This is a genomic window from Haliscomenobacter sp. (assembly GCF_041740695.1).
Taxonomy (GTDB): domain Bacteria; phylum Bacteroidota; class Bacteroidia; order Chitinophagales; family Saprospiraceae; genus Haliscomenobacter.
On sequence record NZ_JBGSLK010000134.1, the window covers coordinates 113,766 to 129,590 of the forward strand.

Here is a 15,825-nt window from a genome sequence, read left to right on the forward strand (position 1 = left end):
TTTAATTTAGTTTTTAAAGGCATTCATCGCCACAGTAGGCCGCCCTGAATTGTCAAAAGCGCCCAAAGAATAGCCCTTCCAATTGTTGTAAGCCTGTGGCTCCCAGTATAAAACGCCCAAACCTTTGCCTCCAGAAACCGACTTGACCTTGCTGATCAAATCGCTTAAAAACTGACCAGATTCCGTAGCACTGTCCCAACTCATGCCCACTTCCACCACCATCACTTCTTTGCCATAACGAGCCACCATGTCGTTCATGTTGCTGAGGCATTGTTGGTTCAAAGTAGCCCAATCGGTAGGCGAAGGGTACAGCGACATGCCGATCACATCGTATTTGGCACCATTGGCTTTGAGGCCATCGAACATCCAACGGAAGAGCGAGTTGTTGTACCCATTGGAAATATGGGCGATGACTTTTGTTTTGGGAAAAACCGATTTTACGGCATCGGCCCCGGCATTGAACAATTGGGCGAAATTGCTCATGTTGTCCGAAGCTTTGCCATCGGGCCAAAGCATACCGTTGTTGGTTTCATTGCCAACCTGTACCCACTCCGGTTCGACGCCGCTGTTTTTTAAAGCAGTCAGTACTTCGACAGTATGGGCGGCCAGGGCGGTTTTTAATCCCGCCAAATCCATACCTACCCAGGCGGCAGGTTTGGTTTGTTTGCCCGGGTCGGCCCAGGAATCGCTGTAATGAAAATCGATCATGATGCGCAGCCCTTGAGCTTTGGCGCGGAGCGCTTTGGCGACTACATCGGCGGTATTGTTCCAGGCAGGGGAGGGGTTGACCCATACCCGCAGGCGGATGCTGTTCATGCCCAGGGATTTCATCAGGGCCATCGCTTCTTGTTGGGTGCCCGCAGCATTGTAAAACTTGAGGCCTGCCGCTTCCATTTCGGTGATCCAACTGATGTCGGCACCTTTGGCGAATTCGGCTTTGGGCTTGTTGTCCGTGGGCGGATCAACGGTGATCGGCGCATTTTTTTTTGAACAAGTGAGGCTTAGCAGGATGGATAGAAATAGGATGATGCGTTTCATGCTGGCGATTTAAAAATAAAGTCAGCCCTGGGTGATGGAATTTTCCACACACCCAGGGATTGACGTAAGCACAATAATAGAACATTTAAACAAGCTCTAAAAAGACCTTAAAACACTAGTTACAATTTAGTCAATTTATACGTCTTGTTGATGAACTCCACGCTGATGCGGTAAGTCCCGCCTTCATCAGGAGCAGGAATATCTACTCCGCTATCCGCCACCAATTTTCCACCCAATTTCACACTTGGAGCGTCCGCATTGGCAATGGCAAATTTGTGGTCCCAGCTGCCATTTTGGGGCAAAAACAGATACTTTTTGCCAGCATTGAGTGGCACACTGAGTTCAAAAGTGCCATTGGAAACCTGGGTGAATTCCTGAGTAGGTACTGGCACCGGATTGTTCCACCCACCACCAGTTGCATCACCCACGATGTACAAGCTAGCAGGAGGCAATTCGGAATTGGCCACGGGCGTAACGGTATATTTCCCTTTGACAAAATCAACCGTGATTTTGTAAAACCCGCTGGTTAAGGGTGCTGGGATGTCCTGACCGGAATCCACAATGAAATCGCCACCTTCGCGCATCCCCGCTGCACCAGCATTGGCCACCGCGTATTTATGCCCCCAGTCGCCATTGGTGGGCAGGAAGAGGTATTTGTTGCCCCCCGTCAATTGGAAAATGCCGCCAAAAGTGAACTTATCCAATCTGGTAAACTTTTGGGTGGGCACTGGTACGGGATTGTTCCAACCGCCTTGCGTTGCATCACCGACGATGAACAGGTTGTCAGGCACCGGATACAGCGCAATTGGCTCAGTAGAGTAGGGGCTCACCGTCAAGTTGAGGGTGTTTGAAACCAACTCGGTGCTAGGCAAATACAAGGCTGCTTTTAAACGAATGGCCAGACTGTAATTCCGGGCGCTGTCGGCAATCCCCAGGTTGGCCAGTATGCGGTTGAAATCCTTGCCATTCACCAGACTGTTCACCGCATTCGTTACGGTTAAACGTTGTGGTTTGGCGAAGTTTTTCCCCAAAGAGTCAATCTCCAAAGTGTAAGTCACGTTGTGGCTGGATTTTTCCCCATCGATTTGGTAATTGGGGTCCGACCAGTTGAAGGTGATGACGTTTTTGGAGGAATCGGCAGGCACCAGATTGACACGATTGACCGAACTGGACAGCGTAGGTGCCACCCCATCTGTGAATACGGAATCGATGTCCTCTTTGCTGCAAGAGCTCAGGGCCAGACCTGCCAGAAAAAATATATTGATGAAACGAAAGTTCTTTTTCATAACTGTTTTTTTGATGTTTAGGGAGGTTGAGAAAGGTTGAGGGAGGTTTAGGCTACCGCAGCGACTTAGACATTATCGACGTCAAAATCGCTGCGGTAGCCTAAACCTTCCTAAACCTCCCTAAACCTTCTCAATCCTTTTAATTATACCCCGGATTCTGCTGCAAATTCGGATTCGTATTGATCTCCGGTGCAGGAATGGGGAAAATGGTGCGGAAACTTTCCACGGCCCGACCATCTTTCACGTTGCCTTTCCAGGGCCAGAGGTAGTCAGCCGTGGTGAATTGGTTGAAACGAATGAGATCGGTGCGGCGTTTGCCCTCCCAATGGAACTCCCGGGCGCGTTCATCAATGATGCTTGGCAAAGTGAGCGTAGCCAGGTCATTGTTGTTGTTGCCAAAAGCCCGGCGACGCAGCGCATTCACATAACCCAAGGCCTCATTCGTGCTCCCCCCGGTACCACCGCGCACAACGGCTTCGGCATAGATCAGATGGGCTTCGGCGAGGCGGAAAATGGGAAAATCATTGTCCACCCAGGTCAGGTTAGAGCCATTGGCACCCGTAGTGGTTTTGTTCGACCATTTTTTGATGGAAAAACCATCGCGGAAATTGCCGATGTCTTCAATGTCCTTTTTCTGGCCAGCTTCCTGGAAATTGGCGCGTTGGTCACCAGCGCTGAATTTGTCGACCAGCGCACTCGTAGTACGTAAGCCACCCCAGGGATTGTCTACCCCAAAATCAGCGGCCTGCATGTCACCGCCAATCGGCGCATGTACCAAGTAAGTGGTGCCGCCCCAGGTGCGGGTTTTGACCCCATCAAAAGTGGCCGCAAAAATCATCTCGGTAGATTTATGGTTGTCAGCCAGAAACAGGTGGCGGTAATTGCCCTGCAAGGCATAACCTCCTTCGGCGATTACTTTTTTGCTGTAGGTGATGGCTTCGGTGTATTTGGCTTGGCCCGTATACACTTGTGCATTCAGGTACAAGTTGGCCAGAAGCATCCATACGGCGGCTTTATCGGCGCGACCGTATTCGTTCTGCTTGGGCGCGGGCAACTCCGCTTCGATGGCTTTGCATTCACTCTCGATGTAGCTGAACAGGTCAGCGCGGGAAATTTGTTCGGGCAAAAACGCGCCAATCGCGTCTTCTTCGGTAACGAAGGATACATTCCCAAACAAATCCAGGGCATGCCAGTAGCTCAGGGCGCGCAAGAAACGAGCCTCCACTTTGTAAGCGCGCACTTTATCCGCATCGCTTCCACTGATCCCACGGCTGCTCAACACGCCATCTTCCGACTCGCGGATGAAGGAGTTGGCCAGGGCAATTTGGTAAAACAAACGGCTGTACATGGCCCGCAGGAAGTTGTCGGCAGGAGTCCAGTCCATTTCGTGAAAATCCTTGATGGTTTGGTCGTTCCATCCAATCACGGCTTCATCGGTACACAATTCCTGGAGGTTCCAGTAATTGCGGAGGTAGGAGGAAAAACCTTCGTCGATGCCACCCAGGTCGCCACTGCCATCGGGGCCGTTGTTGCCAGTGAGGGAGAGCCCGCCGTAAATTTTGGCCAGCGAGCTGCGGTAACCCGCTTCGTTGGCAAACAGTTTATCGGCAGTAAGGCCATTCTCCGGCGTACGATCGAGGTCTTTGGTACAGTCCACCAAAAAGACTGCACAAATTATGAGGAGGCTGAATTTTAAATTGTTCATGCTTCTTTTTTTGCGAGGTTAAAACTCAAGGTTAACGCCGATTGCGAATACCCGTGGACGTGGATAAATGGCATTGTCGATGCCGCCAGCAATTTCGGGATCCAGGCCACTGTACTTTGTCACCACAAATACATTTTGTACACTGGCATTGAGGCGGGCGGTCATTCCCGACTTGCCCATTGCACCCAGGTCGTAGCCAAAGTAAAGGTTGTCCATGCGCAGGAAGGAGGCATCTTCCAGATAATAGTCCGCCCAGGTTTGGCGATTGTCGAAGCGGGTGTTCAGGATGTCGCGGTGCGCATTGCTCAGGTAACCCTGGTTGGGGAAAATGCTCTGGTAAATACCCGCGCCAGCTTTTACGGCATTGTACATGTAGTTGCCCACGTTGGAGCGCATCACACAACCAAAGCTGAGCTTTTCGTAGGAACCACTCAAGGTAAAACCAAAATAGGCGTTGGGTTCCGGGTTTTTGTACCAACGTTTGTCTGTTTCGCCCAAGGTACCACTGCCATCCAGGTCTTTGTAGAGTCCTTCGATGGGGTTGCCCTGCTCGTCATAGACCGTTTTGTACAAGAAAAAAGTACTGGGGCGGTAACCCACGCTGTGTTTTTGTACAAAGTTGAAACCCGTTGCACCGACATCTGCACCCAGGAAATTGGGGTCGCTGATGAGTTGCAGTTTGGTAATTTCATTTTGCAGGATAAAGGTGGCGTTGACACCCAGATCGAGGCTGAATTTGGCGTTGCTGACTACCTTGGTATTGAGGGCCAATTCCAAACCCTGATTGCGAATCGAGCCAACATTGGTCAGCAAGTTATTGGTAAAGTTGGTACCCGCTGCTACAGGAACTATTGCCAACAAATCGCGGGTATTTTTGATGAAAAAGTCGGCACTGAAGCTGAGTTTGCTGTCAAAAAGCCCCAAGTCTAAACCGATGTTTTGGGTTTCGGTTTTTTCCCACTGCAAGTTGGCGTCATAACCTTGTGGCCGAACGACAGTCACAAACTCATTGCCAAACTGGTATTGCGCAGCAGCATCGCCATAGAAATAGTTGGCCTGATAGCCGTAGTCGGCGATTCCATCCTGTTGGCCGATGGTACCCCAACCCAGGCGGAGTTTCAGGTCGGAGACTACTTTGCTGCCTCTCAAAAATGCTTCATTGCTGATGCGCCAAGCCAGGGCTGCGGAGGGGAAATTGCCCCAACGCGCATCTGGGTTGAAACGGGAAGAGCCGTCCCGGCGTAGCGTAAAGGTAAAGAGGTAACGATCCAAGGCGCTGTAGTTCAAACGGCCATAGAAAGAGACCAGGGTATTTTGGGTGGCAAAATCAATCCCGGCGGGTTCAAACTCGGTGCCATCGGCGCGTAGGTCAGGAAAGCTGGGGGATTCGGTTTTCCAGTCTTGCCAGGAATACCCGGCGATGAAGTCCAGGCGGCTTTTAATCGCCTCGAATTCCTTGGCATAGTTGAGGTAAAACTCGAGCAGTTTGTTGCTGCGGGTTTGTTTGTATTGGTTGTTGGTACCACCGCGATTGGCTTGTGAAGCGGCTTCAGCGGGTACAAAAACGGTCCCAGAGCCCCAGCTTTGATCCATCCCGAGGTTCAAATTGGCACGCAGTTCGGGCAAAAAGTGCATTTTGTAATCCAACTGCACATTGCCGATCAAACGGTCGGAGTTGCCCTTGTCTTCCCGCATGTACAGCAAACCGAGGGGGTTGCGGGCAGCATTGAAGTTGGGTTGAGCACCGTTAAGCCACTCAAAGTAGCCGCCAAAAGGTTGCTCGCCGGAATAGATGGGCTGAGTGGGGTCAAAATAAACCGCTGCACCCACAGCGCCTTGATTGGCGAAGAAGCTGTTGGTTTGTGCGTATTTGGAATTGACTTTGACCGAAAGGTGGTTGTCCAAAAAGCTGGGCGAGAGGTTCAAGGCCACCGAAGTCCGTTGCAGGTTGTCGCGCAGCAAAATCCCGTTTTGGTTCAAATAACCCACCGACAGGCGATAAGGCAGGCGTTTGATGCCACCGCTGAAAGAGATGTTGTTGTCGGTGGTGAACGCGCCCCGGTAAATTTCTTCCTGCCAGTTGGTGTTGCCCGTGCCGACCAAGAGGCGATCAGCGGAAGAAGCGATAGTGCCCGTGTAACCGTTGACGACTGAACGGAACTCATCCCCAGTCAATACATCGACCGCACCCGTTTTGAAACCTACGGAGTTGAGGGTTGAGAAATTGACTTTGAACTGACCTGCTCCTCCACTTTTGGTGGTGATCAGGATGACCCCATTGGCGGCCCGTGAACCGTAAATGGCGGCAGCGGAGGCGTCTTTCAGGATGTTGAAACTTTCGATGTCGTTGGCGTTGAGCAGGGCAAGTGGGTTGGCTACGCCGGAAATGCCGCCGTTATCGACAGGCACTCCGTCGATGACGATTAGTGGCGAATTGCTGGCATTCAAGGAGCTACCCCCCCGAATGCGGATGCGGCTACCCGAACCTGGTGCACCACTGCCCGGGGTGATTTGTACCCCGGCTACTTTACCGGCAATCAATTGTTCGGGGGTGGAAATTTGCCCTTTTTGAAAGTTGTTGGCCGTAACGGTGGCTACCGAGCCGGTCAGGTCTTTTTTCTTAGCGGTACCATATCCGACTACCACCAATTCTTCGAGGTAATTTTTGGATTCTTCCAAAATGATGTTCAAAACGGTTGCCGTTCCGACTGTTTCGAAATGTGCTTTGAAGCCGGTGAAGGAGATTTCGAGTACATCACCTACTTCGGCGACGAGACTGAATGCTCCATTTTCATCGGTTACTGTTCCGGTTTGTTTGGCTTTGCTGAACACCGTTGCGCCGGGCAAGGGTTCTTTGGCGGTGTCGACTACCCGCCCGCTGAGGGTGACTTGCTGGCCCCAGGCTACCACGCTGAAGAGCATGGCGAGCAAGAGCAAGCCAATGTGATGCGATCTGATTTTCATGATGTAACTAGTTAAGTGTGTTCACGCTGAACTAGTACAAATTTAGCTGGAGTGGGGGAAGGGGTTTTGTGCAGATCGTCATAGTTTTGGTGCAAATCGTCAGAATAGCAGCTACACCACCCTCATCACCCGCTTCTTAATCGTCTCAAACAACACATACGGATTAAATGGCTTCGCGATAAAATCATCCATGCCACAGGCTTTGATGTCGTTTTGGGTTTCGTACGAAGAGGAGGCCGTGAGGGCGATGATGGGGATATGGGGATCAAATTCCCGGATTTTGGTCGTGGCGGTGATGCCGTCCATCACGGGCATTTGGAGGTCCATCAAAATGACGTCGTAGTTTTTTTGCAGGCACATCTCGATGGCGATTTGCCCATTTTCGGCCAGGTCTACTTCCGCTTTCCAGTTTTTGAGCATGGTTTTGGCCATCACGCTGTTGATGTACACGTCTTCAACGAGGAGTATTTTGACTCCGGCGAGGTGCTGGCTGCTTCTGTCTTCGTTGGGTGATAAGGTGATTTCTTCTTCAGGACATTTCCCAAAATCCATATAAAAGGTAAAGGTGGAACCCTTGTCGGGTTCACTTTCTACGGAAATGTCTTTGCCTTGCAACTCCAGCAATTTTTTGACAATAGACAAGCCTAGTCCTGAGCCGCCGTATTGCCGGTCGATTTCGGAGTTTGCCTGGGTAAAGCGTTCAAAAATGAGGGTTTTAGATTCGGGCGCAATGCCTACTCCGGTATCTTTGACCACAAACTGGATTTGTTGGTGGTTTTCACCCTCCGCGAATTTGTGGATCTCGATGCGGATGTGCCCGCGGTGGGTGAATTTTATGGCGTTGGAAATCAGGTTGTTGAGGATCTGGCTCAAACGCACTTCGTCACCCAGGACATAAGTAGGCAATTCCTCGTCCAACATCACGGTGATGCGGTTTTCCCGTTCGTTGGCGCGGAAAGTATTGGCCAGTTTGATTTCGTGGATGAGGGTGCGGATGTTGATTTTGGAGTAGAGGAACTCAATTTTACCCTCTTCAATTTCGGAAAAATCGAGGATGTCGTTGACCAGGTTCAAGAGGTTTTGTGAAGAAATATTGATGGCTTTGATGTAATCCTCCTGAGTAGGTAAAGAGGGCTCGGTCGACATCAAATGGATGAACCCGATAATGGCATTCAACGGCGTCCGAATCTCGTGACTCATCACCGAGAGGAAATTACTTTTGGCTTTGGAGGAAGACTCCGCGATTTCTTTGGCTTGCAGCAGTTCTTCTTCCAGGATTTTGGTCTTGACAATTTGGCGCTCCAAAAACTGAATCACGTCCAGCAGGTCTTCTCCTTCGCGGTGTTCGGTACTGGAATTGGCGTCCAGAGCCAACGTAACGGCTTTGATTTTAGAGATGGATTGTTGCTTGAGGTCGTTTTCCCGCCGCAGGTCATTCAACAGCTCTTGGTATTCTTTTTCGCTTACTTCAAAGGCGTGTTCGGTCAACCTTTTGTCGCGCTCCATGGAGTAATAGTGGTGCGAAATGGATTGCCACAAAGCCAGTGCCCCAGGATCATGCTGGGCAAATTCAGAGAGGTGTTTTTTGATTTGGGCAATTAGCGTAGGGTGTATATCCATGGTTCTAATACAAGACGTTTAGCATTTTTCACAAAATCCGGTGATGGTCATGGTCTGGTTGTGCAATTCACAACGACCACTGGGGTTGTAAGGCGACAACTCGCCGTAAGAGTAGAAACCTGCAATGGCAGTCTTCTCTCCCAATATATGTTTGGCTGCCCATACTTCTTCCTCGGTGCGGGCTTGCAGTACCAATTTGCGCCCGACACAACTGATCAGAATGGCCAATTCGAGGTTGCGGTGATCGGCATATTGCATGATTTGCCGCGCTGACTCAGCGGAGGCTCCGGTCAGTTTATCAAAATTGGCTTTCATCAACCGTACGGTGGCACCTTCGGGCATGTTTCCGGCAAAGGTCATACTTTTTTGCGTTTCGTCGATGGTCAGGATGGTGCGGACCAGTTTCTGTTCACTTTCCGCAGTTTTGATGGAAATGGGAAAAAGGAGTGCAGAGCCAGGCAGTTCGGCGGAGAATGGCCCCAGGTATTCCTTGTACAAGTCCAGGGCGTTTTTGCCGTCCAGTTCGTGCAGTACGTTTTTGTCCGATTTGGTGATGATGCGGTCGCGACCAAATTCGTCCCAGCCGCCCAGGGAGCTGTGGTAAACCTGTAAAGCATCACCATAAAACCCAATGGCAACCACCTTGCCCATCCCCACGTGATCATTCAAACCGACCAGGGTATTCACAAATTGGTCCCCATCACCAGCCAATCCGCCGCTGATGGACACTCCTTGTCGATTTTCTGCATTCAAGCCGGCAATCAGGTCACTGCCGTTGACCAAAGTACCATCAGACACCAAAAAGATGCTGTTGAGATCGGGCTGGTTTAAACGTTGGAACAGGCATTGCCCCATGGCATGACTGCTGGGATAATCCCGGATATTGCTGATTACACAGCGGGTGGGAGTGTTGGCAAAGGTAATGGCAATGGTGCAGAGGGTATCGTCGAGCACCTGATTGTCGAAAATTTCACCAGCGGTGGAAGCAAATACCAAATCAGCACGGGGATAACGGGTACGGATTTGGGTGCGTAGGTCTATATTGGCAATGTGGGTTTTGGCCCCAAAAATCAACACCAATTGGCTATGCCCATCCATCCCTACACTGCCCTCGGCGGGCAGGTCGGTCCATTGCTGTTGAGCATAAATGGATTGCTGGATGACCATAGGGTACAAAAATTGCTAAAATTTGAACGAAGTGTTCTGTAGAATAGGAGAGAAGCAAATATAGGGAGATTTTTTTGAGATGATACAATTGATTTGGTTTGATCTGAGAGAAATTTAGCCGCCATTAAGCTACAAAAAATAGGACAACAAGCTAAAATGCAAATAATAAATTTTAAAAAAGCGACGGATAGCCAACAAAATTTCCCCCTTTTTTGTACTTCCCCATCAATTTACCTATTTTGCCCGACTATTTAACCCATCGGAAACCGCAAGCCTATGTATTTCTACATTGGGCTATAACCAATTCTTTACCGCATGAAATTGAGCACCATCATGCCTTTAGCGCTGATTTTATTAACCACAGCATGTCGTCAATCCACTTCTCAAGGAGGCTCGACGAGTGCTGCCAATGCTAGTGAACCATTCCTGTACGATCCTGCGCAGCGCCTGGGGCAATTGTTTATTGATGTGCAGTTGGGCAAAATATTTCCCGATGGCAAAACCTTTCCAGATTGTACGCCTAAGGTCAGCGTTGATCAAATCATGGCAGACTATGTAGAGTTGCGCAAGGAACCCAACTTCAATCTCAAGCAATTTGTGCTCGATCGTTTTGAAATGCCCCATGCCTATTCCAGTGGCTTCAAATCGGATACCAGCCAGGCCCCCGAAAAACACATTCAAGCCTTGTGGGATGTACTGACCCGCAATCCCGATGAACGGCACCGGGGTACCTTGATTCCGCTGCCCAATCCCTATGTTGTTCCCGGTGGGCGCTTCGGAGAGGTATATTATTGGGACAGTTATTTCACGATGTTGGGTTTGCAAAAAGATGGCCGCGCCGATCTGATCAACAACATGATTGACAATTTTGCTTTCCTGATTGATACCATCGGATTTATCCCCAATGGCAACCGCACGTACTTTTTATCCCGCTCGCAGCCGCCATTTTTTGCGGGGATGGTGAAAATTTTGGCGGAAGAAAAAGGGGAAGACATTTATGTCAAATATTTGCCCCAAATGGAGAAGGAGTACCAATACTGGATGAAAGGCCAGGAGAAATTGAGTGCCGAAAACAAAGCCGAATTGAAGGTGGTGCGCATGGAGGATGGCTCGGTGCTCAACCGTTATTACGACAACAGCGCCAGTCCGCGGGCTGAAATGTACGCGGCTGATGTAGAGTTGTCCAATACCACCAAACGCCCACCGGGAGAGTTGTACCGGGATTTGCGCTCGGCCTGTGAATCGGGTTGGGATTTCAGCAGCCGCTGGTTGACCGATCCCATGAAACTCAACACCATTCGCACCACTTGGATCATCCCCGTCGACCTCAACGCGCTGCTGTACAACTTGGAAATGACCATTGCCAAAGCGCATCAAATCAATAAGAATCAAAAGAAATTTCAGGAATATCAAGCCCTGGCTGAAGCTCGGAACAAGGCAATCCAAAAATATTGCTGGGATGCCAAGGCGGGCTATTTTGTGGATTACGACTGGGTTAAAGGCAGCCCAACGGGTGTTCTTTCCTTAGCTGGGATGTTTCCATTGTTTTACAAGCTGGCCACTCCAGCCCAAGCCGCCAGCGCGGCTAAGGTTTTGGAAAAAAACTTCCTCAAACCCGGCGGCCTGGTTTGTACCGCCAACCTCAATGGCCAACAATGGGACGCGCCCAATGGTTGGGCGCCCTTACAATGGGTCAGTATCCAGGGGCTCCGGCATTACGAGCAGGACAAGCTAGCTGAAACCATCAAATCGCGCTGGGTCAAGCTCAATGTAAAAACCTACAGGGCAACCGGTAAGATGGTGGAAAAATACAATGTCAGCGATATTACCTTGAAAGCGGGTGGCGGCGAGTACCCGGTGCAGGATGGTTTTGGTTGGACCAATGGGGTGTTGCGAGGATTGCTTGGCGAGGCGCCCTTGAAAAATTAATTCCTATTCCATGAAAAAAATTTTGTTGGTTGATGATGAGGTAAGTGTGGTAAGTTTCATCCGAAAAGGCCTGGTAGAGGAAAACTATGAAGTGTCAGTAGCGTTTGATGGGAATTCGGGGTTGAAGATGGCACTGGAGGGAAATTTTGATTTGATTATTTTGGACATTATGTTGCATGATACAAATGGACTCGAAATTTGTAAAGCAATACGTAGCAACCAGATTCAAACACCGATTCTTTTTTTGACGGCTTTGGGCACTTCCGAAAATGTAGCCTTGGGCTTGGACATTGGTGGGGATGACTATCTGGTCAAACCATTCAAATTTATTGAGTTGAACGCACGGATTAAGGCGCTTTTGCGCAGGACAGGCCCTTTGGAGCAACTCAATAAGCCCCATAATATTTTCAGTATTGCTGACCTGAAAGTGGACGATGACGCTAAAACCGTAGAGCGCAATCAGACTTTTATTGTCTTGACGGCTACTGAATACCGGTTACTTTTGGTTTTGATCAAAAACAAAGGACGTGTCCTTTCTCGCCTGGATTTGTTGGAAAGCGCCTGGGACATCAATTTTAACTTGAGTACCAATGTGGTAGATGTGTACATCAACTATTTACGAAAAAAAATCGACGCAGACACGAACAACAAACTCATTCATACAGTCGTAGGAATGGGCTATGTACTAAAAGAAGCATGAAAACACAGTCGAAAATCGCTTTGTTGTTGTTTTTCTGTAACCTGATTATCGTATTGATATTTGGGTCAGGGGTTTACTATTTTTTCAACAAATACTCTTTTGTTGATTTTTATAAAAGATTACAAACCAGGGCAATTATTACTGCAAAATACAAACTGGAACATGATACGCTCAATGCCGAAGCTTTTAAAACGATCCGTGAACAATACTTTGAAAAACTGGAGCAAGAACAGGAATATGTGCTGGAAATTGTTGATGCAGCTGCGCTCAATCAAGCCGCTGACAATTACCAACTGCCGCTTTATTTTTTAAAAGATGTACTTCAAAGGGGCAAATCCACCAGCAACCAAGGCAATACTTTTTATGCCGGAATAAAACACCAGCAGAATGGTACAACTCACTTGGTAGTCGTTTCTGCCGAAAATTATTATGCTACCCATCACCTTTCTTTTTTGCGCAATATTCTCTTTGGAGGTGTTTTTTTAATCGTTTTGATTACCATATTGCTGTCCATCTATTTTTCCCGGCACGTATTTGACCCGATCAAACAAATTACCCATAAGGTTAGGCTGATCAGTACGGAAAACATTCACTTGAGGTTGGAAGAGCAAGACAACAACAACGAAATCAGTGCACTAACGGCCACTTTTAACGACCTGCTCAATCGCATTGAAACTGCTTTTGAAACGCAAAAGAATTTTATCAGCAACGCTTCGCATGAGCTCAGCACACCGCTGACCGCGATCATCGGGGAGGCTGATGTAGCTTTGATTAAGGAAAGGAAAGTAGAGGATTATCAAGCTGTATTGCAAAATATTCTGCTGCAAGCCGAACGTTTGGATCAGATTACGAAGTCCTTGTTGTTCCTGGCGCAAACCGGGTACAAAGGTAAAAAAATCATTTTTGAAATAGTCCGTATGGATGAGGTGCTTTGGGAGGTCAAGACTTTGATTGATCGGATGAATCCTCAGAATCAAATTACGCTGGATTTAAATCTTCTCCCTGAAGACCACAAAAAGCTTAAAGTCAACGGCAATCGCCAATTATTGCAGCTTGCATTGGCCAATATTTTCAACAATGCCTGCAAATATTCACACAATCGGCCAGTGATTGTGTACATCGCTTCGAGTAATGATCAGGTAATTATTGTCGTCAAAGACCAGGGAGTGGGGATTCCAGAGGCGGAAATGCCGTTCATCTACGACCCATTTTTCAGGGCTTCTAACACCCAATTGTTTGAAGGGTATGGCATTGGCCTGCCTTTGGCGCGCAACATTGTCAAGCTGCACGAGGGCACACTCACGGTTTCTTCCGAGGTCAATGTAGGCACTACCGTACAAATCAAATTGCCTATCGCCAGTATTGTTGCGTAAAATTCTAATCCATTTCTAATCTCACCTTCTTCATTCTAATCTGCCTCTAATTTCATTCTTAAATTTCCCTAATCTGCTTATTCCACTTTTGCACTACCAATTCACAACTAAGATTGAGTATGCAAAAGACCTTACTTGTACCCACAGATTTTAGTATTACGTCCCTCAACGCCTTGCGCCTTGCATTGGAGCAGCGGCAGCACGATCAGCCCGTTGATGTGGTGTTGATGTATGCGGAGTGGTTAGACGACTCGATTTCTGAACTACTCTTTTATTCTCCCAAAAAACGGATTGAAAGCCTTAAGTCAGAAGTGTTTGAAGAAGCCCTGATGATTTTACAGAACCGCTTCGAAAATCGGATCAACAGCATCCGAATCGAGCTGTTTCATGGCTACAACACCAGAGCCTTCCACAATTTTGCAGAAGCCAATCAAATCGACCAGGTTTTTGTCCTCCAGGATTACCCATTTAAACCCGCCAAGCGTGGATTTGACCCCATTCCGCTGATCAAAAAGAGCAAGTTTCCCATCCAGTTTTTGGCATGGAAGGATCAAGGGACCTATTTCGAGGAAAACCAATTACAATTACTTTTCAACAATTGATGGTTATGAAAAAAACATCCTTACCTGCCACTCCACTCAGTAGGCTGAAGCTATTCTTTACGTTTTTTGACTCTCGTTGGGAAGATTTAACCAAAGAAGGCTGGGCCAAAATAGTGTACCGAGATTTCAGCGCGGGCCTAATTGTAGCCATGACCGCCATCCCGATGGCCATGGGTTTTGCGATGGCGATGGGGATGCGTCCCGAACATGGCATCATTGCCGGTGCCTTGGCTTGTGTAGTTGGCCGTACTTTTGGCGGTTCAAAATACCAGGTATATGGCCCCACTGCGGCATTCATTCCCATCATCGCGGCCTTGATTATGAAGTATGGACCAGCAAATGGTGGTGATTTTGCAACGGCGCACAGCTTTTTGGTATTGGTATCCATTCTTGCGGGGATCGTACTGATGATCATGGGCCTTTTTGGGTTTGGGCGGTATGCAAAATTGGTTCCCAACTCCATTATTGTTGGATTCACCATCGGTATTGCGGTTGCCATTGCCCTCACCAATTTTGAAGACATTTTGGGCATCGAATCTTTTAATGATTTACTTGGCCAGGATGAAGACATCAAGGGAGGATTTATCCACAATTATTTCAACGCACTAGACAATTTACACAAAATCAATGTGTGGTCGATCTTTTTGGGCCTCCTTACTTTTGGCCTTACCAAAGGGTTGTTGCGCATTTCGATTTTTATTCCCGGCCCAGTCATTGCAATGGGATTGGCGACTTTGTTGTCGGCAACAGTATTGGCGGATAAAGGAATTATTCTGGTTAAGGATGTGTATGGCTCGATCCCCAATAATTTCTTTGTGTTTACGGCTCCTGCATTGCCTGGCCTTAGCGCCAGTGTGATCTTTGATATTATTTATTTCGTTGGGGCGATCGTTTTTGTGTCTGGCGTGGAAAGTATTTTGTGTTCTACCATGGCGGATAAGTTGGCGAAGAACGATAGGACTCCATTCAACCCCGACAAGGAGTTTTTTGGGCAAGGGATGGTGCAAATCATTACCCCACTTGTTCAGGGTTTTCCTTGTACAGGAGCATTGGCGCGCACGGCTACAAGCATAAAAGCAGGGGCAGCCACACCTTTGGCGGGGTATTTTAAAGCCATTTTGAAACTCACCATGGCGTTCTACCTGGCGCAGTATCTCGAACTGATTCCCATGGCATGTATTGGAGGGATTCTGGTTTGGGTAGCCAGTAACATGATCAAAGTATCGGAGATTAAGGAAGTCAAACAACACGGAAAATTTGAATTTTCGATGATGGTGTATACCGCAGTGATGGTGCCACTAACCGATTTTTTAACCGGGGTGTTGTCTGCTTTGGTGATTTATTTTGTAGTTAAAATGGCCTTTAAGCGCCGTCGGCAAAGAGCCAATAGTGTCCAAACAAGCAATTGAAAACCAGATCTATCGCAGTTTTACCAAGGGAA

The 15,825-nt window shown here is 48.3% G+C and carries 11 protein-coding genes; 5 read left to right on the forward strand and 6 right to left on the reverse strand.

The window, feature by feature from the left end; genetic code table 11:
* Positions 1–6: 6 nt before the first annotated feature.
* The 6 genes from ACEW9O_RS26975 to ACEW9O_RS27000 form a co-directional block, all read right to left on the reverse strand.
* The gene (locus tag ACEW9O_RS26975) at positions 7–1,038 is read right to left on the reverse strand and encodes an arabinogalactan endo-beta-1,4-galactanase (protein WP_373553340.1); all 1,032 of its coding nucleotides are present in this window, start codon (positions 1,036–1,038) and stop codon (positions 7–9) included.
* A gap of 119 nt (positions 1,039–1,157) precedes the next feature.
* A complete protein-coding gene (locus ACEW9O_RS26980) occupies positions 1,158–2,324 on the reverse strand; it encodes a SusE domain-containing protein (protein ID WP_373553341.1) in 1,167 nt (388 codons plus the stop codon).
* A gap of 139 nt (positions 2,325–2,463) precedes the next feature.
* Positions 2,464–4,029, reverse strand: coding sequence for a RagB/SusD family nutrient uptake outer membrane protein (locus ACEW9O_RS26985; RefSeq protein WP_373553342.1), 1,566 nt, complete (start codon positions 4,027–4,029; stop codon positions 2,464–2,466).
* 18 nt (positions 4,030–4,047) lie between these two features.
* Positions 4,048–6,993: a SusC/RagA family TonB-linked outer membrane protein gene (locus ACEW9O_RS26990; protein ID WP_373553343.1), complete on the reverse strand. Its 2,946-nt coding sequence runs from the start codon at positions 6,991–6,993 to the stop codon at positions 4,048–4,050.
* A 111-nt stretch (positions 6,994–7,104) separates the two neighbouring features.
* Positions 7,105–8,613, reverse strand: coding sequence for an ATP-binding protein (locus ACEW9O_RS26995; RefSeq protein ID WP_373553344.1), 1,509 nt, complete (start codon positions 8,611–8,613; stop codon positions 7,105–7,107).
* A gap of 18 nt (positions 8,614–8,631) precedes the next feature.
* On the reverse strand, positions 8,632–9,780 hold the full coding sequence (locus ACEW9O_RS27000; protein ID WP_373553345.1) for an FIST signal transduction protein: 1,149 nt from the start codon (positions 9,778–9,780) through the stop codon (positions 8,632–8,634).
* 315 nt (positions 9,781–10,095) lie between these two features.
* Between ACEW9O_RS27000 and treF the strand changes: the two genes are divergently transcribed.
* The 5 genes from treF (at position 10,096) to ACEW9O_RS27025 (ending at position 15,793) form a co-directional block, all read left to right on the forward strand.
* Positions 10,096–11,709, forward strand: a complete 1,614-nt coding sequence (gene treF, locus ACEW9O_RS27005; protein WP_373553346.1) for an alpha,alpha-trehalase TreF — start codon at positions 10,096–10,098, stop codon at positions 11,707–11,709.
* Between the two features lie 10 nt (positions 11,710–11,719).
* The gene (locus tag ACEW9O_RS27010) at positions 11,720–12,409 is read left to right on the forward strand and encodes a response regulator transcription factor (RefSeq protein ID WP_373553347.1); all 690 of its coding nucleotides are present in this window, start codon (positions 11,720–11,722) and stop codon (positions 12,407–12,409) included.
* The gene (locus ACEW9O_RS27015; RefSeq protein WP_373553348.1) at positions 12,406–13,782 is read left to right on the forward strand and encodes an ATP-binding protein; all 1,377 of its coding nucleotides are present in this window, start codon (positions 12,406–12,408) and stop codon (positions 13,780–13,782) included. Before ACEW9O_RS27010 ends, ACEW9O_RS27015 begins: the two co-directional genes overlap by 4 nt.
* Positions 13,783–13,901: 119 nt before the next feature.
* Positions 13,902–14,384, forward strand: coding sequence for a universal stress protein (locus ACEW9O_RS27020; RefSeq protein ID WP_373553349.1), 483 nt, complete (start codon positions 13,902–13,904; stop codon positions 14,382–14,384).
* 5 nt (positions 14,385–14,389) lie between these two features.
* On the forward strand, positions 14,390–15,793 hold the full coding sequence (locus ACEW9O_RS27025; protein ID WP_373553350.1) for a SulP family inorganic anion transporter: 1,404 nt from the start codon (positions 14,390–14,392) through the stop codon (positions 15,791–15,793).
* Positions 15,794–15,825 lie beyond the last annotated feature (32 nt).